Origin of the sequence: Mesorhizobium sp. M1182, from assembly GCF_040318335.1 — a bacterium.
GTDB lineage: Bacteria > Pseudomonadota > Alphaproteobacteria > Rhizobiales > Rhizobiaceae > Mesorhizobium.
Window position 1 is genome coordinate 22,846 of the sequence record NZ_JAMYMD010000047.1, and the last position, 18,232, is coordinate 41,077.

23 protein-coding genes and 7 pseudogenes are annotated in these 18,232 nt (G+C 59.3%); 15 read left to right on the forward strand and 15 right to left on the reverse strand.

Translation table 11 applies throughout. The annotated features are described in order from the left end of the window. Positions 1 to 18: 18 nt before the first annotated feature. From NKH33_RS30480 to NKH33_RS30515, 7 genes are all read right to left on the reverse strand, one after another. Entirely contained in the window at positions 19 to 198 is a 180-nt protein-coding gene (locus tag NKH33_RS30480; protein ID WP_352503780.1) for a hypothetical protein, read from the reverse strand. Between the two features lie 231 nt (positions 199 to 429). Continuing rightward, a complete protein-coding gene (locus NKH33_RS30485) occupies positions 430 to 1,092 on the reverse strand; it encodes a nucleotidyltransferase domain-containing protein (RefSeq protein ID WP_352923067.1) in 663 nt (220 codons plus the stop codon). 297 nt (positions 1,093 to 1,389) lie between these two features. Beyond that, entirely contained in the window at positions 1,390 to 2,058 is a 669-nt protein-coding gene (locus NKH33_RS33325; protein WP_502906782.1) for a phage integrase N-terminal SAM-like domain-containing protein, read from the reverse strand. Positions 2,059 to 2,138: 80 nt separating this feature from the next. Further along, positions 2,139 to 2,855: a pentapeptide repeat-containing protein gene (locus NKH33_RS30500; protein ID WP_352923069.1), complete on the reverse strand. Its 717-nt coding sequence runs from the start codon at positions 2,853 to 2,855 to the stop codon at positions 2,139 to 2,141. A 1,502-nt stretch (positions 2,856 to 4,357) separates the two neighbouring features. Then, complete coding sequence (locus NKH33_RS30505; RefSeq protein ID WP_352542932.1) at positions 4,358 to 4,576, reverse strand: hypothetical protein; 219 nt, start codon at positions 4,574 to 4,576, stop codon at positions 4,358 to 4,360. Between the two features lie 34 nt (positions 4,577 to 4,610). Beyond that, a complete protein-coding gene (locus tag NKH33_RS30510) occupies positions 4,611 to 4,856 on the reverse strand; it encodes a hypothetical protein (RefSeq protein ID WP_352542936.1) in 246 nt (81 codons plus the stop codon). 244 nt (positions 4,857 to 5,100) lie between these two features. Then, entirely contained in the window at positions 5,101 to 5,262 is a 162-nt protein-coding gene (locus tag NKH33_RS30515) for a hypothetical protein (protein WP_352923072.1), read from the reverse strand. Positions 5,263 to 5,486: 224 nt separating this feature from the next. On the opposite strand from NKH33_RS30515, the gene NKH33_RS30520 reads away from it, so the two are divergent. The 6 genes and pseudogenes from NKH33_RS30520 (at position 5,487) to NKH33_RS30545 (ending at position 8,743) form a co-directional block, all read left to right on the forward strand. Beyond that, on the forward strand, positions 5,487 to 6,158 hold the full coding sequence (locus tag NKH33_RS30520) for a Crp/Fnr family transcriptional regulator (protein WP_029356805.1): 672 nt from the start codon (positions 5,487 to 5,489) through the stop codon (positions 6,156 to 6,158). A 222-nt stretch (positions 6,159 to 6,380) separates the two neighbouring features. Continuing rightward, positions 6,381 to 6,805: pseudogene (locus NKH33_RS30525) on the forward strand (DUF4062 domain-containing protein). Positions 6,806 to 7,360: 555 nt separating this feature from the next. Further along, positions 7,361 to 7,576 (forward strand): hypothetical protein, encoded by a 216-nt coding sequence (locus NKH33_RS30530; RefSeq protein ID WP_352473169.1) that lies wholly within the window; start codon positions 7,361 to 7,363, stop codon positions 7,574 to 7,576. Then, positions 7,494 to 7,841, forward strand: coding sequence for a hypothetical protein (locus NKH33_RS30535; RefSeq protein WP_352923096.1), 348 nt, complete (start codon positions 7,494 to 7,496; stop codon positions 7,839 to 7,841). Before NKH33_RS30530 ends, NKH33_RS30535 begins: the two co-directional genes overlap by 83 nt. Positions 7,842 to 8,066: 225 nt before the next feature. Next, positions 8,067 to 8,495: a putative toxin-antitoxin system toxin component, PIN family gene (locus NKH33_RS30540; RefSeq protein ID WP_352923074.1), complete on the forward strand. Its 429-nt coding sequence runs from the start codon at positions 8,067 to 8,069 to the stop codon at positions 8,493 to 8,495. After that, positions 8,492 to 8,743 (forward strand): hypothetical protein, encoded by a 252-nt coding sequence (locus NKH33_RS30545; protein ID WP_023722511.1) that lies wholly within the window; start codon positions 8,492 to 8,494, stop codon positions 8,741 to 8,743. Before NKH33_RS30540 ends, NKH33_RS30545 begins: the two co-directional genes overlap by 4 nt. A gap of 192 nt (positions 8,744 to 8,935) precedes the next feature. On the opposite strand, the gene NKH33_RS33330 is transcribed toward NKH33_RS30545, so the two are convergent. After that, on the reverse strand, positions 8,936 to 9,085 hold the full coding sequence (locus tag NKH33_RS33330) for a Y4oE-related protein (RefSeq protein ID WP_502906641.1): 150 nt from the start codon (positions 9,083 to 9,085) through the stop codon (positions 8,936 to 8,938). Positions 9,086 to 9,416: 331 nt separating this feature from the next. Here NKH33_RS33330 and NKH33_RS30550 point away from each other — a divergent pair, with 331 nt between their 5' ends. The 4 genes and pseudogenes from NKH33_RS30550 (at position 9,417) to NKH33_RS30565 (ending at position 11,470) form a co-directional block, all read left to right on the forward strand. Then, positions 9,417 to 9,671, forward strand: coding sequence for a type II toxin-antitoxin system VapB family antitoxin (locus tag NKH33_RS30550; RefSeq protein ID WP_352923076.1), 255 nt, complete (start codon positions 9,417 to 9,419; stop codon positions 9,669 to 9,671). Positions 9,672 to 9,703: 32 nt separating this feature from the next. After that, a pseudogene (locus NKH33_RS30555) lies at positions 9,704 to 9,772 on the forward strand (type II toxin-antitoxin system VapC family toxin); the annotation flags it as partial. A 368-nt stretch (positions 9,773 to 10,140) separates the two neighbouring features. Beyond that, positions 10,141 to 11,052: pseudogene (adh, locus tag NKH33_RS30560) on the forward strand (aldehyde dehydrogenase); the annotation flags it as partial. A gap of 52 nt (positions 11,053 to 11,104) precedes the next feature. Further along, the gene (locus NKH33_RS30565) at positions 11,105 to 11,470 is read left to right on the forward strand and encodes a DUF779 domain-containing protein (RefSeq protein ID WP_352923092.1); all 366 of its coding nucleotides are present in this window, start codon (positions 11,105 to 11,107) and stop codon (positions 11,468 to 11,470) included. Positions 11,471 to 11,504: 34 nt separating this feature from the next. On the opposite strand, the pseudogene NKH33_RS30570 reads toward NKH33_RS30565, so the two are convergent. Then, positions 11,505 to 11,678, reverse strand: a pseudogene (locus tag NKH33_RS30570) (coproporphyrinogen III oxidase); the annotation flags it as partial. A 371-nt stretch (positions 11,679 to 12,049) separates the two neighbouring features. Here NKH33_RS30570 and NKH33_RS33335 point away from each other — a divergent pair. Then, positions 12,050 to 12,133 (forward strand): annotated as a pseudogene (locus tag NKH33_RS33335) (IS6 family transposase); the annotation flags it as partial. On the opposite strand, the pseudogene NKH33_RS30575 reads toward NKH33_RS33335, so the two are convergent. After that, positions 12,126 to 12,263, reverse strand: a pseudogene (locus NKH33_RS30575) (exopolysaccharide biosynthesis protein); the annotation flags it as partial. The pseudogenes NKH33_RS33335 and NKH33_RS30575 sit on opposite strands and share 8 nt — an antisense overlap. 5 nt (positions 12,264 to 12,268) lie before the next feature. On the opposite strand from NKH33_RS30575, the pseudogene NKH33_RS30580 reads away from it, so the two are divergent. From NKH33_RS30580 to NKH33_RS30595, 4 genes and pseudogenes are all read left to right on the forward strand, one after another. Then, a pseudogene (locus tag NKH33_RS30580) lies at positions 12,269 to 12,420 on the forward strand (EAL domain-containing protein); the annotation flags it as partial. 157 nt (positions 12,421 to 12,577) lie between these two features. Further along, positions 12,578 to 13,660 (forward strand): sensor histidine kinase, encoded by a 1,083-nt coding sequence (locus tag NKH33_RS30585; RefSeq protein ID WP_352923094.1) that lies wholly within the window; start codon positions 12,578 to 12,580, stop codon positions 13,658 to 13,660. A gap of 190 nt (positions 13,661 to 13,850) precedes the next feature. Further along, complete coding sequence (locus NKH33_RS30590) at positions 13,851 to 14,030, forward strand: spore coat protein U domain-containing protein (protein ID WP_352923077.1); 180 nt, start codon at positions 13,851 to 13,853, stop codon at positions 14,028 to 14,030. Positions 14,031 to 14,251: 221 nt separating this feature from the next. Further along, positions 14,252 to 14,704, forward strand: a complete 453-nt coding sequence (locus NKH33_RS30595; protein WP_352923079.1) for a Csu type fimbrial protein — start codon at positions 14,252 to 14,254, stop codon at positions 14,702 to 14,704. Positions 14,705 to 14,811: 107 nt separating this feature from the next. On the opposite strand, the gene NKH33_RS30600 is transcribed toward NKH33_RS30595, so the two are convergent. The 5 genes from NKH33_RS30600 to NKH33_RS30620 all read right to left on the reverse strand — a co-directional run bounded on the left by NKH33_RS30600 (position 14,812) and on the right by NKH33_RS30620 (position 17,860). Continuing rightward, positions 14,812 to 15,504, reverse strand: coding sequence for a hypothetical protein (locus NKH33_RS30600; RefSeq protein WP_352542754.1), 693 nt, complete (start codon positions 15,502 to 15,504; stop codon positions 14,812 to 14,814). 650 nt (positions 15,505 to 16,154) lie between these two features. Beyond that, positions 16,155 to 16,418, reverse strand: coding sequence for a DUF982 domain-containing protein (locus tag NKH33_RS30605; RefSeq protein ID WP_352923081.1), 264 nt, complete (start codon positions 16,416 to 16,418; stop codon positions 16,155 to 16,157). 342 nt (positions 16,419 to 16,760) lie between these two features. Further along, a complete protein-coding gene (locus NKH33_RS30610; RefSeq protein ID WP_352923083.1) occupies positions 16,761 to 16,877 on the reverse strand; it encodes a DUF982 domain-containing protein in 117 nt (38 codons plus the stop codon). Between the two features lie 212 nt (positions 16,878 to 17,089). Further along, positions 17,090 to 17,317: a hypothetical protein gene (locus NKH33_RS30615; RefSeq protein ID WP_352923086.1), complete on the reverse strand. Its 228-nt coding sequence runs from the start codon at positions 17,315 to 17,317 to the stop codon at positions 17,090 to 17,092. Between the two features lie 288 nt (positions 17,318 to 17,605). Beyond that, a complete protein-coding gene (locus tag NKH33_RS30620) occupies positions 17,606 to 17,860 on the reverse strand; it encodes a DUF1344 domain-containing protein (RefSeq protein ID WP_352542757.1) in 255 nt (84 codons plus the stop codon). Positions 17,861 to 18,232: the final 372 nt, after the last annotated feature.

An 18,232-nucleotide genomic window follows, 5' to 3' on the forward strand; every position in this document is an offset into this window, starting at 1 on the left:
TGCCGCCTCCATTGCTGATCAGACTTCCAGTTCTTTTTCCGCCCACTCCGCGAACTTTTCCAACTTGTCGAGCAAGCTCTCGGCTTCGGGTAGTGATTTTGCCCTGATTCCGTATTGAGCTTCGTCCTTCTCATGGAGAATGCTCCGCAACCGGCTGGCCTGCGCTGCAGGAAGGCGATTTCCAAGCGCATCGCGCATGGTTTTCACCACGGCCGCATGATCCGCGCGGTTGATCGTTCCTGCAAATCGGGCAGTGAGCGCACGGCGTATGCTATTGCCGCATTCACGATCTGCGACATAGCCGGATTGCCGATGTTACCCGTTTCAGACATTGCACCTCCAAACGGGCAGCCTTCAAATATGAGCGGGCGATGCGCAATCGCTCCTCGCCAAAGCCTGTCTCGACTACTTTCGTCGCACCTCTTCTGGTCATGCCAACGCCTTCTGGCGAGTTTTTGTTGCGAGTTCGTCCGGGCGTGGACCCAAGACGAGCAGGGCATTTGCTTCGACGCCGCCCCACCAAGGGTCTCCCGTGCTCGACAGCCTCGTTACATCCTGCGGAGTGAGTCCCACCACCGAGGGATTGAAGCCAAGCTCTTCACCGTGGGTCACCAGTGCCTCACGGATCTCTTGGAGCGCGCTTTCTAGCTTTTCGGATGGCGTAACCGCTGCGATGTCGAGATCGCTGTCTGGACGGTCCTCGCCCCTCGCCACGCTGCCGTAAATCCAGGCCGCGAGTACGTTCGGCCGAACTGCGGAGACCGCCTCAGTGACTAAAGCGCGAATGTTGGAATACCTAAGCGCCTCCTGCTCAAAGAGGGCTTCCAGTGATGTCGCCAGTGGATGGCGATCATTCAACCGATAAAGACGAGCCCTGCCCGTTCCCTCTGAAGATACGATGCCAATCCCCTCCAAGGTTGCGAGAGCAGACCACACGCTTGCCCTCGCAAGCCCGCTACGAGCCGCAAGCAATGGTGAAGAAAGCAAGCCGCCGTGCCGGGATAATTCCCGGAGCAATCTCACGCTTGCGTCGGTGCCGAGCATAATGGTGAGTGGATAGCGCAAAGCGCTTTGAGCGGTCGAGCGTGCCATGGCGCAAGTTCCTTCTGCTCTGGAGCCATAGCACGTCGACTGCCGGATATCACATCTGATGTTTTGTTTTCTAAACAGATGTCCTGTTATCTGAGCCTTGGCGGCTGCTGCGCCGCAATCACGAATGTATCCGAAAGATGTTGATCGCCACGTTCATCCAGTCCATCGTAGGAGCAAGAGCAAGATGCCGCTCTATCTTATCCATTTCATTATCTTTTTTCTGCTTCAGTCCGTCCAATGCCCGGTCGGAAAGACTGAGTATTTCGTCAGACGGAGCTTACTCAGACATAACCTATTTTACGATTGCGCCGCCGCGACCGAAAGCCATTTGGCCACATCACATCTCTCAATGCACACACAGTGCACACGAAAGGTCTTTACGGACGCGGCTCTCGTCTTTGCCGCGCGACAATCAAGGCAACACGCGCTCTCAACTTGATTGTCGCGCGGCACTGCGTCCCTTGCCCTGTTCGACGCAGATAAGCATGCGTGTCGAGTCGATGTCGTCGATCTTGAGTTGCGCGACTTCGGACACGCGCAGGCCCGCGCCATAGGCGACGCCAAGTGCCGCCATGTACTTGATGCCTTGATGCTGGATGCGGCTTCGAGCAGCCGCGCCGCTTCCTCCACGCTCAGCACGTCGGGCAGCTTGCGCTGACACCTCATGATCACCAGCGCACGCGCCAGATCCCGACGCTTCAGCGTCACGAGGGACAGGAACGGCAGTGCCGAGACCGCGCCATTGATCGTCGCAGAGCCGACGCCGCTCTCATGCTGATGCAGCTGGAATCGACGGATGTCCTCAGCCGTCGCAGTGTCGGGCGAGCGGCCAAGGAACACAGCGAAGCGCCGGACGTGACGAACGTAGTCCTGCTGGGTATGGGAGCCCAGGCCACGCATGAGCATGTCGTGCTGCATGCGCTGGCGAAGCGGAGAGATTGGTGCATCGGTCGACAGGGTAGCCATGGCGAGTTCCTCTCGCGAAGGCAGAAGTTAAAGGTTCAAATCCTGTCGGGTGCAGCATTGCACAGTTCGCTTGCCGACAACTATTCCTGCTGGAATTGACAGGGCCAATCTTCAGGCCTCGTCAAGCCAGAAGGCAACTCGGTCCGGGCGTCTCCGCAAGCCATGTTGAGCTGCCACTGGGACAGACCCGCCGAATTGGAAAGATCGACGCCCTCGATACGGGTCAGAAAGAAAAAGGCGCGGTCAAAGTCTATCGGCGCGGTGAACGTCGCTCCTCGGAAGTCCGCCCGTGCGAGATTGGCAAACGAGAAGCGGCTGCCGCTGATATCGGCGTCATGGAACTGCGCACGCCCCAATTCTGCCTTTGTGAAATCAACATTGGTCAGATTGGCGCCCTGGAAATTCGAGCGCTGTATTTCCGCGCTCGCAAACACAGCGCCCTGCGCGTCCATACGGCTGAAGTCGGTCCTGTAGGCCTCGATTCTGTCGAACCGGGCGCCTTTGGCGGTCGAGTCGGCCAGGGAAGCACGCACAAGCGTTGCCTTCTCAAGATTTGTTGCAAGGAGATTGCTGTTCCTGAGGTCGGTCGAAGTGAAATCAACACCGAACAGGTTCGCCCCGCTCAGGTCTTGTCCTTCTAGGATGAGAAGCTTCTTGTCACACTCGTGCCAATTGACGCCAGGCGTCGCGGCTGCGTCGCAATTGTGAGCAGCAGTGGCGTTCTGCCAAGCAAACACAGTGCAAACCGCTAGAACCAAGCCGGATGCGCCGTAAGCTCTGGTTCGCCTCAAAGTCATTGTTTCTGGACCTCTGCTACTCGCCGACACTCAACCTTACCACATCTGCTGACACTCGAGCCACCGTGACCACCGCCGTCACAGTTAGCGCATTTCTCATATTCAAGCTTTGATGTTGATCAACCGATCAACCCGCGCGTAGGGCGCGATTTGCGAGCGCCTCCCCATATCATCGGAGGCCAGCAGAGATTCATTTGTCACCGGCCAGGCGCATCATTCCGTAGGTATGCTTGACTAAGCCGAGGAGAGCGGTCGTTCAGGCTGGCGAAGTCCCTCCGCTCTGGACGTTTGTCTCGCTAATTGGGAGCCTGCTCGGATGCTGACCGCCACCGCCGCCGTCCGCTGCCGACAAGCGTGAATCCGCTCGGTTCCGCACCGATCGGTACTTCCCGACGGCGAGGTTGACCCGGCACGGGGTGCTCGTCGCATATCCTAATTCCGCTGTCGCATGAATCCCACGACTTCGCTTAGCGAAGCCGAAGTTGATCTCTGCCATCTCCCAGCTCGAAGCATCAACCCCGCATATTTGTGTCGTAAGCTGACGTGCCGCGAATACGCCTTTTTCGGTTGGCGGGCTTTATGGCGGACGCGCAATCTATTCTTGTATTTTTATCAACGTAAACAATGTCGTATGGCGGAGAGGGAGGGATTCGAACACCGCGCTTGGAAAAGGGTCCCTCTCGCGTGCAGGCCGCTTACTCTGGGCGGCAGAGTGCCCTTCCGCGCTTCGCCAAACCTGCCGTGGGAAATGCCTTGCCGTTTTTTCCGGCGGGGCTTTGATCAGATCGTGACTATTAGTGATTTATGCTGGAACTGGTTGCGGAGGTTAGAGTCGGACCTATTTGCGCCGATTAAGAAGTCCCGTCAGCAAACGAACTCGGTTACAGCACTGTATCGGCGGTATCCCTCTACCGACTCGAACCGCGACCGTTTCTTAGTCGCGCCTACCGTTTTGCACGCCCTCCTCTGCCCAGCCGTGGCGGAAGGTTGAACCAGTTGGGCGACTGCTAGGTTCCGGACTGGAGGTAAGGTCGCTCGCTGAAAGCACGGCAGGTGGCATGCGGCACATGCGCGACAACGGCGGCGGAGGGTTTGAGAGGGCCGGAGCCCCGACAGCTTTCGGCAGTTCGAACGATATAGTCGAACTGCCGAAATCGGGGCGCAAAGCTGCCATTCGGCACAAAGATAACAAATAGCATCGGCGATCGGCTGAAGCCGCTCCTTCTCAGTCTGCTGGCGAACCGCGTAACCGGGGCAGATTTCCGGGCGAAGGGGTTTGCAGGCGAGCGCGTTCGTGATTCACCCTATGCGTGACGCTACCACCGACTGATTCGTTTGAAGGCTGTCGCTCGCGGAACTCCGCGGGTTGGTTACTGCGCTGATCGGCGAAATGCGCGGTCCAAACATGTTCGAAGTGGTCGATCGCAGGGCCGCGTCGCACGGTGCAGAAGGCCATGCATCGTTGATTATGCGCAAACTGCTATCGCGCGCCTAGTCGGAACTCACGCATCGAACAGTACATCACGTCTTCCGTCCCCAGCGCACCGGCGGCCTCCCCGCTCGCAATCCAAATAGACGTCTTTCAGCTGTTTGATTGGCATGTCAGCGTGAGCGAACGCGAGGTCCTGAGCGTCAGAAGCCGACAATGAAGCCGGACTGATTGCGATCAGCACGGTGCCGAGCGTCACAGGCGCGAGGGACTTAACAACTGACATGATCATTTTGAGATCCTCCCCAGCTCCCGTCGGTCAACATTCAGTCCTTGGGGTCGCAGGTGTAGTGCCGTTCGAAGGTCCCGTCCGCGCGCCGCTGCTTGTCGAAGCCGATGTAAGGCTCGATCGCGCGCTCGTGGACCAGCCAAAGGGGATCTCGGCCGAGGTGTAGCCACTGCCGGCGGCCAACCGTTTCGGGATCGAGGCCGAAGCGATCCTGGTGCGCTCGATCGTCGTGCCGGCCGCGCCTGCCTCCGCATGACGGATGGCGCGGCTTCGCAAATCGCACATGATTTCGTCACGTGAGATGCCGATGTCGCCAAGGACGTCATCGGGTAAACGGCTCAACTGGTCCGTTGCCGACAAGAGAGCTTTTCGCTCGGCGCGGAGGCGTAACCACCTGCGAAATGGACCAATGGCGGCAGCATGAATTATAACCATGATCAGATCGTCCCTTCATTGATCTGAATTGACCGGTACGGAACGGCGCGAACGGCACTCCGGGCGAGAGCGTCAGCCGTCCGCGAGGCAAATTAGGCGTAGTGGTCGATGGATTGGTTTTGCCGCGGCGTGCCCATACGGCGGGCGGTGGCTGGCCCCGGGCCACGCATGTAATAAAGCTCCGGGCGGTAGCGCGCCGCGACGAATTTGCGAAACCCCGCAGCAAGTTTTGTGACGGGAGCCAAGAATTTCATGACTGTTCCCTTTCCCTTCGCCGGCTTTCACACGAGCCGGCGGGCCTGATGTTGCAACAAGGATATGACAGTCGAACCAGGCTCGGCTGTGGGAATTCCCACACCGGGGAAAACATTGGCGAAATCCGCTCCCAGTTTGCATCCCGGAAAGCGGGGCCTGCGGCCATCAAATATCCTTGGATAGGGAGTAAGGTGAAGTACACTTGATTGAACAAGAGACCGTTGTGACAGGCTCTCTGGCCTTCATCTCAAGACTTTGCGATGCCGACCTCGCCGCGCTGACCAAACGGTGGCACGAGCGCAGCTATCGACACAACGAGCTAATCATTTCCCACGGCGACACTGGTCGCGATGTCTTCTTCCTGCTGGAAGGACGGGCTCGCGTGACACTGGTTTCAGCGGACGGCAGGGAGATAGCGTATCGCGATGTCGAACCGGGCGACATTTTCGGGGAGCTCGGAGGCATTGACGGGATTGCACGCTCTGCCAGCGTAGTCGCGCTGGAGGCAACTCGCGCTGCACGGCTGTCCGGCACAGCATTCCGGGATATCGTGATGACCCACCCGACTTTTGCCTGGATGCTGCTTGAGCATCTGTCTGCCCAGCTCCGGCGCATGACCGAGCGGGTATTCGAATACAGCACTCTGGTCGTGCGAAAACGGCTGATCGTCGAGCTCCTGCATCGGGCGGAGAAAGCCGCACTCGTGGACGGCGAGGTGTCCATAAGCCCGGCACCGACGCATTCCGAGCTGGCGGCAACGATGAGCACGCACAGGGAAGCGGTCTCGCGCGAAATGAGCGACCTCGCCAAGAGAGGCCTGATCGAAAAGCGCGGCAGCAGGTTATTGCTGCATGACGTCTCGGCACTACGGGCGCTGGTCGACAAGAAGGAATAGCGAAGGCTGTCGCTGCGGCGGGGGGCACCGCACGTTTCATGCTCCTCGGCCGCAAGTGATTATTCCTTCCGGCAAACCGGGCAACCTAGCGTGCCAGCGCGTGGGTCGGGCTTTGATCGCTTCACCCCTTGCAAGAATCATGACTCGGCTTCTTGATGCGGGCACGGCGTTATCCCCAGCCTGCTTGCAGACTTACAAGGGCGGATCGAAGGGTGAAGCCGCATGGACGTTAAATACCAGATCTTCGTCAGCTCGACCTACGCCGATTTGGTGGACGAAAGACGGTCGGTCATCGAGTCCGTTCTTAACCTCGGGCATATTCCTGTGGGATGGAGGCATTCCAAGCCAGCGACGACACTCAATGGGATTACATCAAGCGGCGCATCGATGACAGCGACTACTACGTACTCATCGTAGCAGAGCGGTACGGCTCAGTGTTGAAGGGTAGAACTACACCCAGAGGAGTACGAGTACGCCGTCGCCCAAGGCGTGTCTACCGGTGGCGTTTTTGCTCGAAGGCGGTGCTCGCAAGACGTGGGCCGCGGAAAAGGTCGAGTTCGATAAAAAGGCCAAACTCGAGAGATTCCGAAAGGTATATGAAAAGAAGCTCGTCAATATTGGCGCAACAAGGACGATTTGGCGGGTAAGGTTGCGATGGCTATTAGACGTTATGACCGTGGTCTGAGCGGCCGCCCGCCCTTAGTCTTTGCAGCTGTTAAGCAAACGGGGGTTGCTCGGGAGTGCCGAGCCGAGCCCCAAGCGAAGAAAGGACGAGCCATGGAGCAAGATAACGTTTTTTACGTCGGTGTCGATGTGTCGAAAGCCAAGCATGCTGTCGCGATTGCCGAGGGCGGACGCGGTGGAGAGGTCCGGTATTTCTGCGAGGCGTTCCCCGCGCGCCGTCACGGAACGTCGTAGCCGTGAAGCCGAACCGTGCCGGTCCCGTCATCATGAACAAGCGTCACCTCGCCAGTCATCGTGATCGTGTCGCGTTCGGACAGTTTCGCCATCGGCATCGCCCTCGCAAAGGCCGCCGCTGAACTGGACGTGGAAAGCGCCATCATCGACGGTGAGATCGTCGTATTGAACGAGACTGGCCTGTCTGACTTCGGAGCCTTGCGGAAAGCCATCACCCGACGCCAGCACGACCTCTGTTCGTCGCCTTCGATCTTCTGCATCTCAATGGTCACGACCTGCGCGACATGGCGCTGGAGGACCGCCGCGAGATCCTTGCCGAGATGATCCCGGACGGTGGCCGTATCCAATTCAGCCAGGCGCTTCCCGGCGAGGCTAAGGCGATCTTCCCACCTGATAGACCAGGCGGGGCTCGAAGGCATGGTGTCGAGGCGCAAGGACAGCAAATACCGGAGCGGCAATTCGACGGCTTGGCTCAAGACCAAGGCTTACAGCATCGATGAATACGAGTTGCTCGGCGTCGAGCGTGAACCCGGAAAGCCGGCTTTCGCCCTAATGGCCGAGCGTGGCACAGGCCGCTATGTCGGGAGCGACTTTATCACCTTGAACCGGGAGATGCGGGAACGCCTCTGGGAGCGCGTACAGGAGCATTCTGGGCCCGCGCCAAATGATCGGCTAATGCTCATGGACAAGGCCGCCTATCTGGACTTCGTGGTCGAGGTCATCCGCCGATCAACCATATCTCGTGCCGACATGTCAGCCCTGTAATCTTGTCGTTCCCAGGTTTGGCCTCGTTCAGCATGGCATGCCCGCTCTTCTGTGTGTATCGAGGGCATTGAGCGGCGTGATGATCAGCAAGACAAGTTCAGTTGCCGCGCTGTCGTAGTGTGGCGTGCAAATACTTGAGCACTGCGATTTGGAATTCCCAAGCCAGGCAATTTACGAAAAGCTCGGTCCTCTTGCAATATCGCACGCGATATCCAATATGCCTGCATGAGACTGCTTCTCGATACGGCGACCATGGTGGCGGCGATCCGAAGTGACGCTGGCGCCTCGCGCCAACTGTTGGTGGCGGCTTTGGAGCGCCGGCTGACGCTCATCGCTTCGGTGCCGTTGATGATCGAGTACCAGGCGGTCATGACAAGGCCCGAGCACCTTGAGGCTTCCGGCCTGTCGGCTGAGGATGTGAGCGCGTTGCTAGATGCCATGGCGGCCGTCGCCGAGCCGGTTCGCCTTGTCTTCCTCTGGCGACCGGCCATTCGCGACCCGAACGACGATATGGTGCTGGAAGCGGCGGTCAACGGACGGGCGGATGCTATAGTGACGTTCAACTTACGCGACTTCGGCAAGGTGGCCGAGCGCTTCGGTATCATGGTCCTGTCGCCGGGTGAGGCGCTGAGACGATTGGAGAGAAAGACATGAGGAGAAGCAATTTCGCACTGCGGCTTCAGCTCTCGCTTCTGGATGAGGCGCGCAAGGTGGCGGAGAGCGAAGGCGTGCCGCTCAACCAGTTCATTAACGTGGCAGTCGCTGAAAAGCTTTCGGCGCTGCGCACGGAAAGTTACTTTCAGGAACGCGCCGCCCGTGCCGACCTTCCCAAGGCGCTGCATATCCTGAAACGGGCCGGCAAAGGGAAGGCGCCGATCAAGGGCGACGAATTGCCGGAGTAATGTACCCCGAGGGGTAGAGCGGTACCGCTCGTACCGGAGTTTGCCTGCGTCCCAAGCGTCCGCCGTGCCGGAAACTTCCGGTCAAGGCTGGCGCAGCACGCGCCACAGCGATGCGGCTCTGGCCTTGACGGGCTGACTTCGGTCCGGCGTTCTCTCGACAAGCAGGCAGTTCCCTCGTCGAACATGATTTCCTTATCGGGAAAAGCCTGGACGAACTCTCTCCGACGCTGCTTTCGCTTCGGAATCGGGCGAACCCGCTTGAAGATCGGTGAATATCCGAAACCAGAATCGGAACTCCTGTGTCCGCCCGTCGCAATGCGCCGAGAAGGCGCACCAGGCGATTGTGTCGCGGCTGTCTTTCCCTACAGAGCTTTCGCTGCCTCTGCAGCTTCAGGCACGGTCCGTTTCTGCACGGCGGCATCGCGGTTGAAGGCATCCAACAGATTGGGATCGCTCACCGCCCGATGGTGAGACGTGGCCGCCACAAGATACGGTCGTCATCAGCTGCGAACATCCTTCGGCCGAGCAACGGCAGGCAATGACGGTGCGCCGGCTGAAACGAATTTACTATGTCCGCAGCGTCGAATATTACGCCGCCCCGCGCCGTAGCGACCGAGCACTGAAAAAAGCTACACGATAGCGTAATGATGGATACGCGATTGGAGCTACACATATGACCTTGAGCATCCGAAACGACGAGGCTGACAAATTGGCGCGGGAGCTTGCCCGCCTCGACCGCACCAATATCACCGAAGCGGTGATATCCGCTCTCCGTGAGACAATCCGAAACCGGATGCAAAAGGAGCGGCCGCGCGAGACCGCACAGAAGATTCTGGCAAAACATGGCCTGTCTTTCCAACCTGATCGAAAGCCGGTCCCACAAGAAGCCTATCACGACCTGGATCACGATCTGCAGGGCGACGAATAATGTTCGTGGATGCCTGTGCCATCGTGTCGATGATGGCTGGCGAGGACACGGCCGATAGCTATGAAGCCGCCTTGCTGGAAGCGCCCTCCCCCTTCACATCGACGCTCGCCGCGTGGGAGGCGATTATTGTTCTATCCCGGCCGGACCAGCTGAATTGCCCGTACAGCGCCGCCGAGGCGGTCGTGGTCAAATGGCTGGAAGCAGAAGAATCGCGCTTCGCGAGCCAGGATCGCCGCTGCGAGTACTGTCCTATGCCGTCGCGGTTGCCGAAAAACACGGAATTGGCAACGCTACCTCAGCAATTTCGATTGCTTTCACTACGCCTATGCCATGACAATGCGCGCGCCGGTGCTGACGCTCGACGGGCTCTTGCGCGAAACCGAAGTGAAGATCCTGCCACAAAGCACAACGGCCCTTTCCGCGGAAAAAAAGCCATAGCCGGAACGCGCCCCCAGAGCGCGCTGTGTGTATTGGCGATCTGCTGCCGCCGGGCGTGCTCAACATCGTCAACGGCTTTGGTCTCGAGGCGGGCAAGCCACTCGCGTCGTCGCCGCGCATTGCCAAGATCGCCTTTACCGGCGAGACCACGACGGGCCGGCTGATCATGCAATATGCCAGCCAGAACCTTATCCCCGTAACACTGGAATTGGGCGGCAAATCGCCAAACATCTTCTTCAAGGATGTTGTCGCCGAGGACGACGATTTCTTCGACAAGGCGATCGAAGGCTTCGTCACGTTTGCGCTAAACCAGGGCGAGGTCTGTACCTGCCCGAGCCGCGCGCTCATCCATGAATCGATCTACGATACGTTCATGGAACGCGCGCTGAAGCGCGTCGAGGCGATCGTACAGGGCGATCCGCTCGATCCGGCGACGATGATTGGCGCCCAGGCCTCGTCCGAGCAGTTGGAGAAGATCCTGTCCTATATCGACATCGGCCGCCAGGAAGGCGCGGAGGTGCTGACCGGTGGCGCCCGCAATGTTCTGTCTGGTGATCTGGCGGGCGGCTATTACGTCAAGCCGACCGTGTTCAAGGGACACAACAAAATGCGCATCTTCCAGGAGGAGATCTTCGGGCCGGTGGTTTCTGTCACGACCTTCAAGGACGATGACGAAGCGCTCAGCATTGCCAACGATACGCTTTACGGCCTCGGGGCCGGGGTCTGGAGCCGCGATGGCAACCGTGCCTATCGTTTCGGCCGTGCGATCCAGGCCGGCCGCGTCTGGACCAACTGCTACCACGCCTATCCCGCGCATGCGGCCTTCGGCGGCTACAAGCAGTCTGGCATCGGCCGCGAGACACACAAGATGATGCTCGACCACTATCAGCAGATCAAGAACATGCTGGTCAGCTATAGCCCGAAGAAGCTCGGCTTCTTCTGATCACATCTTTGTCCCACAGGCGCGGCCCCGCGCGGGGCCGCGCCCATAATGACTGGAAACCGGATTAGACTATGCATGCAAAAAAGTTACGGCGACGCCGGAAGCCCTTGAACTGATCGCGGAAATTGTTGCCGAGCACGGACCAGTGCTGTTCCACCAATCCGGCGGCTGCTGCGACGGGTCTTCGCCGATGTGCTATCCGCGTGCTGGCTTCATCGTCGGCGATCAGGATGTGTTGCTCGGCCACATCGGCGACGCGCCCTTCTATATCGGGGCTTCGCAATTCGAGGTCTGGAAGCACACCGACCTCATCATCGACGTAGTGCCTGGCCGCGGCGGCATGTTCTGCCTCGATAACGGACGGGAGAAGCGATTCCTGACACGGTCGAAGATCTGCGCTGTTCAGATCGGGACGTAGCCTTCCCATCCGACTGCAGCCGATGCTCAGACCGCTACCGAACGCCCGCCTTGCCGGTTTCGAAATATTTGTCGAACTTTGTCGCGATGCTCCTGACAAAGGGCCGGCTTTCCGCAGGCACGACGAAGCGGTCACCATCAAGTTCAAGCAACCGCGCAGGATCTTGGAGGGCCGTGGAACTCGCTCGGACGAGAAGTCTTTGGCCGGCTGCGCACCGATATTCTTCCTTGGCGCATCGAGGGCGATGTCCTAGAGGTTGTCGGCAATACACCGGTTTTCGGCGGCGAAAAGGCGATCACTTACGCCGATGCGGCTCTGGTCCTTCGCGCTTTGTGCGTGAAGCGGCTCCGGAGCGGCGACGTCGGCAACTAACACGTGACGCTGCGTAGGTTCCCGTCAAAGCCGGAGGAGCCGGGCACAAGGGCAGCTCGGCTCCGTATCATCCACCCAGTATGCGTCACGATTTGCCCTGATCGTCTCTATTTGCCGCGCCCGACAAAGCGCTTCAGTCGACCTCACCTCGTCCACTTCGGCAAGACGTGGCGAGCGTCTGCGCGGCCGGCGAATTCATCCAACCCGACCCGCTTGCTGACACTGAAGAAGCAGGGCCAGATGCCGAAGCGCATGATCCCCGACAAGCTCGGCTCCTATGGAGCAGCGCGACCCTCCGGCTGCCCGCAACGATCTGGAGCGAGGCCAGCGCGAGCCCGCTGCCGAAAACCACGCCGAACGGCCCCGGGATCGGCGTCAGCGCCGGAATGGCCAGAAATAGGATTGTGAAGCCGATGCCGGTTTGGCGAAACGGGCCTCTCGCCAGGGCGGTTGGAACTCGAAATCACTGAAGGGGTTCTGATCCGCGACCCGACTACTGCGTTGTTCTTCGTCGGCTAAAGTCGTTTGGTGTCACGATTGCCATGGATGATTTTGGGACGGGGTATGCTTCACTCGCGTCTGGCGCAGAAGTCTGCGGCGCAGGCGAGCGTGCGGGGCGTGCAATCAATCGTTCGTCAGATATTTCATCCGCTACTTGGAGACGCGGCGCTCAGCGATGGCGTGGCGTCCGCATCGCTGATATTGTCTCGCCAGACTGTAGGACGGCAGCATACGATGAATAGCGACCCCGAGAATCCCGAGTCCGTTGAACAACTACTCGACGTACCGGACCTCGCCAATGCTTTGGAAAACGAACAGTTCAGAAAATTTCTCGATCAAGTGCCGATTGCGATCGCAGTGTCGGACTTGCGAGGCGACGAACGTGTGGCCTACGCCAATCCCGAATTCGAGAAGCTGTCGGGTGTAAAGGCGGAAGAGCTTGCTCGGGAGGATTGGGCGGTCCTTTCCGCCAGCGGTCTCAATGAGCCGGCGGACCAGTCGCTGACCGAGGCGCTCGCGGACGAGACAGATTTCGTCGGGACGTTTCGGCTTCACCGCGGCGAGGATGAGCCCGCTATCGTGGACGTCTATTCGAATCTCATTCAGGAAGACAATGGCAAAGTCTGTTTTCGCCTCGTTGCCCTTGTCGACGTTTCGGCCCACAGCGAGACTGACACCCGCCAGACCGAGGAGCGTATCCGTGAAAAAGACGTTCAGCTGCGCGAACTACAGCACAGGGTAAAGAACAATTTGCAAATGATTACCGCCCTGATCCGAATGGAAGCTCGAAATGCGGTAGAGCCTGACCAAAAGCGTTTCGACCGCCTGGCAGGCCGCGTCAATGCCCTCGCGATGCTCTACCAAGCACTTTCCGGCGGCGAACCAAAGGACGAGGTCGATCTCGGCGTCTATCTCGGTCAGATCGCCTCGGCAGTCATGACGTCGCATGCTACCGAAGGTATCCGGCTTGATATGAGCGTGGACTCGTACCCGGTTTCGATCAATGTCGCCATGCCGGCGGGACTGGTTGTGAATGAACTGCTGACCAATGCACTGAAGCATGCTTTTCAAGGACGCGAAGGCGGCACGATCACTCTGCACAGCACCGTTGAAGGTGACGGGTGTCGTGTGGTCGTTGCCGATGACGGCATCGGCCTGCCAGCAGGCGAGACATGGCCCAGGCATGGCAAGCTCGGCGCGCTAATCGCGCGCTCGCTTATCGAAAACGCCAATGCGCAATTCCATGTGAGCTCCAGCCCGAATGAGGGCACGAAGGTAACTATCCTGTTCAGGCGGTCCGCCGCCGCCGCTCCGTAGATCGGACCTTGTCCAGACGAACCGCGCTGGTGGCTGGAGAGCGAATCCCAAGACTCTTGCCCGCAGATTTCGACGCGCCTTCTTCGATCGCTGACGGCCGCTAACGTCAGGGGAGCGGGTCCTTCAGCTTGCGGTTTTTGCCTTCGCGGTGAGAGCCGTTCCGCGGCAGCCCTGTTGGATCAGACAGCTTGTGGAGGAGCTTTCGCGTCATTTATTCAGAGCCAGCGCGCCCGTCGACAAGGTCAGTTTCGAGCGCCTGCTGAGTGGTTCGAACGTTCTCAACTATCAGCTTTATTCGGACTCAGCCCGTAGTGTCGTCTGGGGCTCTTACTTCTGGGGTTCCCGGCTGGTGCGCCGGCATTTGAGTTGACGTTGAACGCATTTGGAACCGGCGGAGGGGCCGCAACCATATACGGCGCAGTCCTTGGCAGCCAACCAACGGCGCCCCTGGAAGCTATCTCTCGGCTTTCTCCGGTAGCAATGTCGAATTTCGCTACCGGTATACTTCTTCCAGTGAGCACGGGAACGGGCGCGATCTCGCGGCCAAGCTTTAGCGTAACGGCTATCGTACCGGCCAACTGCCTGGTCGCCATGCAGAACATCGATTTTGGATCTGTGGGAACGCTAGGCGCAAATGTCGACGCGACGGGGCAGGTGTCGGTCACGTGCACGCCGGCTACCGCCTATACTGTCTCCTTGAATGGAGGCACCACCGGCTCCACGCCAACAGCGCGCAAAATGTCGAAAGGCGCGGAAACAGTCACCTATGGCCTATTTAAGGATGTCGCGCGGTTGCAGCCATGGGGTGATGCATCGACCCCGGGAAGCACGGTGCCGGGGACCGGAGACGGTGCGACCCAAAACCTGACCGTCTATGGACGGGTGCCGCCGCAGGCGACACACTGTGGTGGTGACGATCACTTACTGAACATGCCCGGTACCATGTCTTGCGAAATGACCCAAGACGACCCTGTCGGCGCCTCAACGTGCCGAATCTATGGACGGGTGTGCGTGGTGGATAGCCCCGCAGCGCTGCGATCCTGACCAAGAGAAGCCCGCCACCTTGCGGGTGACGGGCCGGCCGCGAGGCCAGGAGAGTGTTGTCAAAGCCTCACGGCCGATTCGACGCTCCCGTTAACGCCGCACTCTCCTCAGCGGCGCGCGATCAGCATGCAAAGCTGACGCAGATCGCTGTCATACGTGCCTTCGCTGCTGAGCACGTCGGCGCAGCGCTTCTTCATGCGAATCAGCTGGCTGCTGGACAGCTGAGCAACAACGCTCGGCGGGGTGCCGGGCGTCCCTGGCGTTCCAGGTGTCCCCGGCGTTCCGGGAGTCCCAGGGGTGCCGGGAACGGCACCGCCACCAACGCCAACGCCGACACCACCCGTGCCACCAACGTTGGCGCCGACCCCCGCTGTAACGCCGCCCGCGCCACCTACATTTGCGCCTGCGCCGGCAGTGACACCACTCCTGCCGCCTATATTAGCGCCTGCCCCAGCGGTCACGCCGTTCGTGCCACCTATGTTGGCGCCAGCACCGGCAGTGACACCACTCCTGCCGCCAATATTAGCGCCGGCACCGGCGGTAATGCCCCTGCTGCCGCCTATGTTAGCACCAGCGCCGGCATTCACTCCGCCGCGCCCACCGATCGAGGCGCCGGCTCCCGCTCTGATGCCGCCACTACCGCCGATCGAAGCGCCGAGACCAGCGTTGATGCCGCCTGGGCCGCCAATTGATGCGCCGGCACCGACGTTAATTCCCGCCGCACTGGAAGGAAATGATAGAGATAAAACAAGTGCACCACCGGCTAAAGCTGTGGCGAAACTCTTGACGAAATTTGCCATGACACTCTCCTTTGATACTTGCCTCATAGTAGCAGTTTCAATGCCCGCTACTTCAGCGATAACGAGCTCAGAGAGTTAGTGGATTGCTAACCCGGAACTATCTTTAAGATTGTCACTTACGATTAGAAAAATATTCTGAAACAATTTGAAATGAATGGAGCGAGTACATTCTCGGCCCAGGCTCTTTCGTATTCGGCGATGAAGTTCACATGAGGGGTGTCACGCGCAGAGGCGCAAGTGTCGAGAACGGCGGGGACAATCGACCTCCTTACGAAGAGGATAACAGTGCCACGCGGCTTCCTACTCCAGAACGAGCACGCCCTCCTCCTTGGCGGCCTCCTGCAGGACTGCACCGCCAGCGTCCACTTCGGTCCCCTCTTGGTCCACTTCATGAGTTCCTCGGCGGCACCCTCGACATGGCTAACCCCGTACCGGATGCCAGGTCCGTCGGTCCTGACGTACACCGGAGGGGAGAACCAATGGGTTGCCATGGGGGGAACTTAGAGCGGCACAGGCCTGCCGACCAACGCAGGTTATAGGGAACGATGTGGGCCCTCGCGGGTTTAGAACTCGCAGCGCTCGGTTCTTCTCTTGGATGTGCAGCCGCTGTTGGGGCCCGTCGCCTTTCTCATGGGCGACGGGCCTCTTGGTTAGAACAGTCCGCTGGTTGCCATTGGGGGGAGTAACGCCCCCTCCTCTTTTGCAGCAGCCGGGAATGCCTCACCAGCCACTTGAGGTGACACCTTATCGGCCAGCGCGGCCGTGCAGATACGTACCGCAACGTTCCACCGATGTCCCCGGTTAGTCCACCTCATGAGTTCCTCGGCCGCACCCTCGACGCGGCTGATCGCGACGCGGACACCTGGGTGGTCGGTCCTGACGTAGACCGGAGGGGAGAACCAATGGCGAGACATAGAGGAAACTTAAAGCGGAACCAGCCTGCCGATCAACCCAGGTTGTAAGGGAACGATGTAGGCCCCTCGCGGGTTTAGGGGTTGCAGCGGGATTCTTCGTGATGTGCAGCCGCTGTTCGGGTCCGTCGCCTTTCTCACGGGCGGCGGACTCCTTTCGCGAAGGCGGTGTTGGCCAGAGAACGTTTACCGCAGTTCAAGTTAGCTAGTTGTCATTGGGAGAGTAATGTCCCCTCCTCCATGGCTCGCCGGCTGTCTCGGCGTTGTTGACGTTGCGGATTTCCCCTGGACGCCCGGTCTTGACGGGGACCGGAGGGTTGAACCAGTGGCGAGCCATGAGAACTCCTATTCAGGAAAGATCATGCCCTCCTCCTTGGCAGCTTCCTCGAACGCGTCACGGGCCTGCTGTGGAGACACCTTGCCGCTGATGGCATCATACAGGCGCGCTCCGCCTTTTGCCACTTACCACGCTTGGTCCACAAGACGAGTTCCTCGGCCGCAGCCTGAACGTGGTGGACCCGTAGCGGAAGCCGTCATGCTCCGTCTTGACGTACACCGGAGGTGAGAACCAAAGGATTGCCATAGGCGGAACCTAGGGACGGACTTGCTATGCGGCCAGCTTCCGGTCGGGAGTATTGGTTCTGACGTGGGGGCAACCAGGGAGAGCCATGCGGCTATTCCCGAAGATCGAACGCGACGAACAGGCCAAAGGCTGGTGCAACATCAACAATAAGAGCGACCAGCTCGCAGTCACTTGCCACCAGATGTGGCCCGTCGCGGCGCACCGCCGCAATAGTGTCATTGACGGAGACGATTTGGCCCCGACGGGCTTGTAAGATCAGCTCTTCAACAAGCTCGTGGGCAGTCATTTTGCTGGGTCGGCAGTTCGTCCAAATGTTCATACCAGGCCTCCCACCTCAGCGAGAACCCAAGCCGCTATTCTGTAGGTCCCACAAAAAAATCAATGTTCCGATCGTACGAAGTAAAGGGGCGGAACGTTTGGCAGAATTTCTGAGCGGGGATCGGATAACTGGCTCGCGCGAAGAGCCCCCGACCTGCTAATCAGGGAAAGAGCCTGCCCTCCTCCTTTGCTGCTCCTCGAACGCGTCACCGGGCCTGCTGTGGGGACACCTTGCCTCTTATGGCATCCACACAGGCGCGCTCCCGCGCTCGGTCCTCGTTTTGCTGGTTTATTTGGCCTGATGAATGCTCGAAACCGCCAGCTTGCCGGCCTTGATCGAGTAGGTGACAACGACCTTTTCACCGACCTTGAGCGTCTCGGCCTCGATCCCTTCCGGCAAGATGAACGTCTTGCCGTCGGACAGCGTGATCGAGTCGCCACTCTTGTCGACGCTTGCGATCGTGCCGGTGGTTGCCTTGGCGAAGGCACCGGTCGAGGATGCAAGGGCCAGTACCATTGCGGTTGCGATAACTGATTTTTTCATGTTCGTTTTTCCCGTTTGGTTTCGTTGCGATGCCGAAAGGGCCCGTTAGGCCCTGAGCGGCAACGGTGACGATCCGGAGCGGTAGGGCTTGCCGGATCATTTCTCTCATTCGAGAGAAGATGGATCGAGCTTAGGCGGCGGAGTTTGCGACAGGATGGCCGCTACTTTACAAATAGGTAAGCCCGCCGCTGCGCACCCCTGAGGTCAAGCCCGAGGGCAGCCCTTTGCGCGACATCCCTCTATCTCTTTGTTTTGACGCAATTCCGGACGGAAAAACCGTTTCACACTTCCTGGAATTGCTTGTCTTATGACTTTCGCTGCCGAATGGGTCAGAAAGGAACGCTGAGAGAGGGTAGCCGCCCTCCCTCAGCG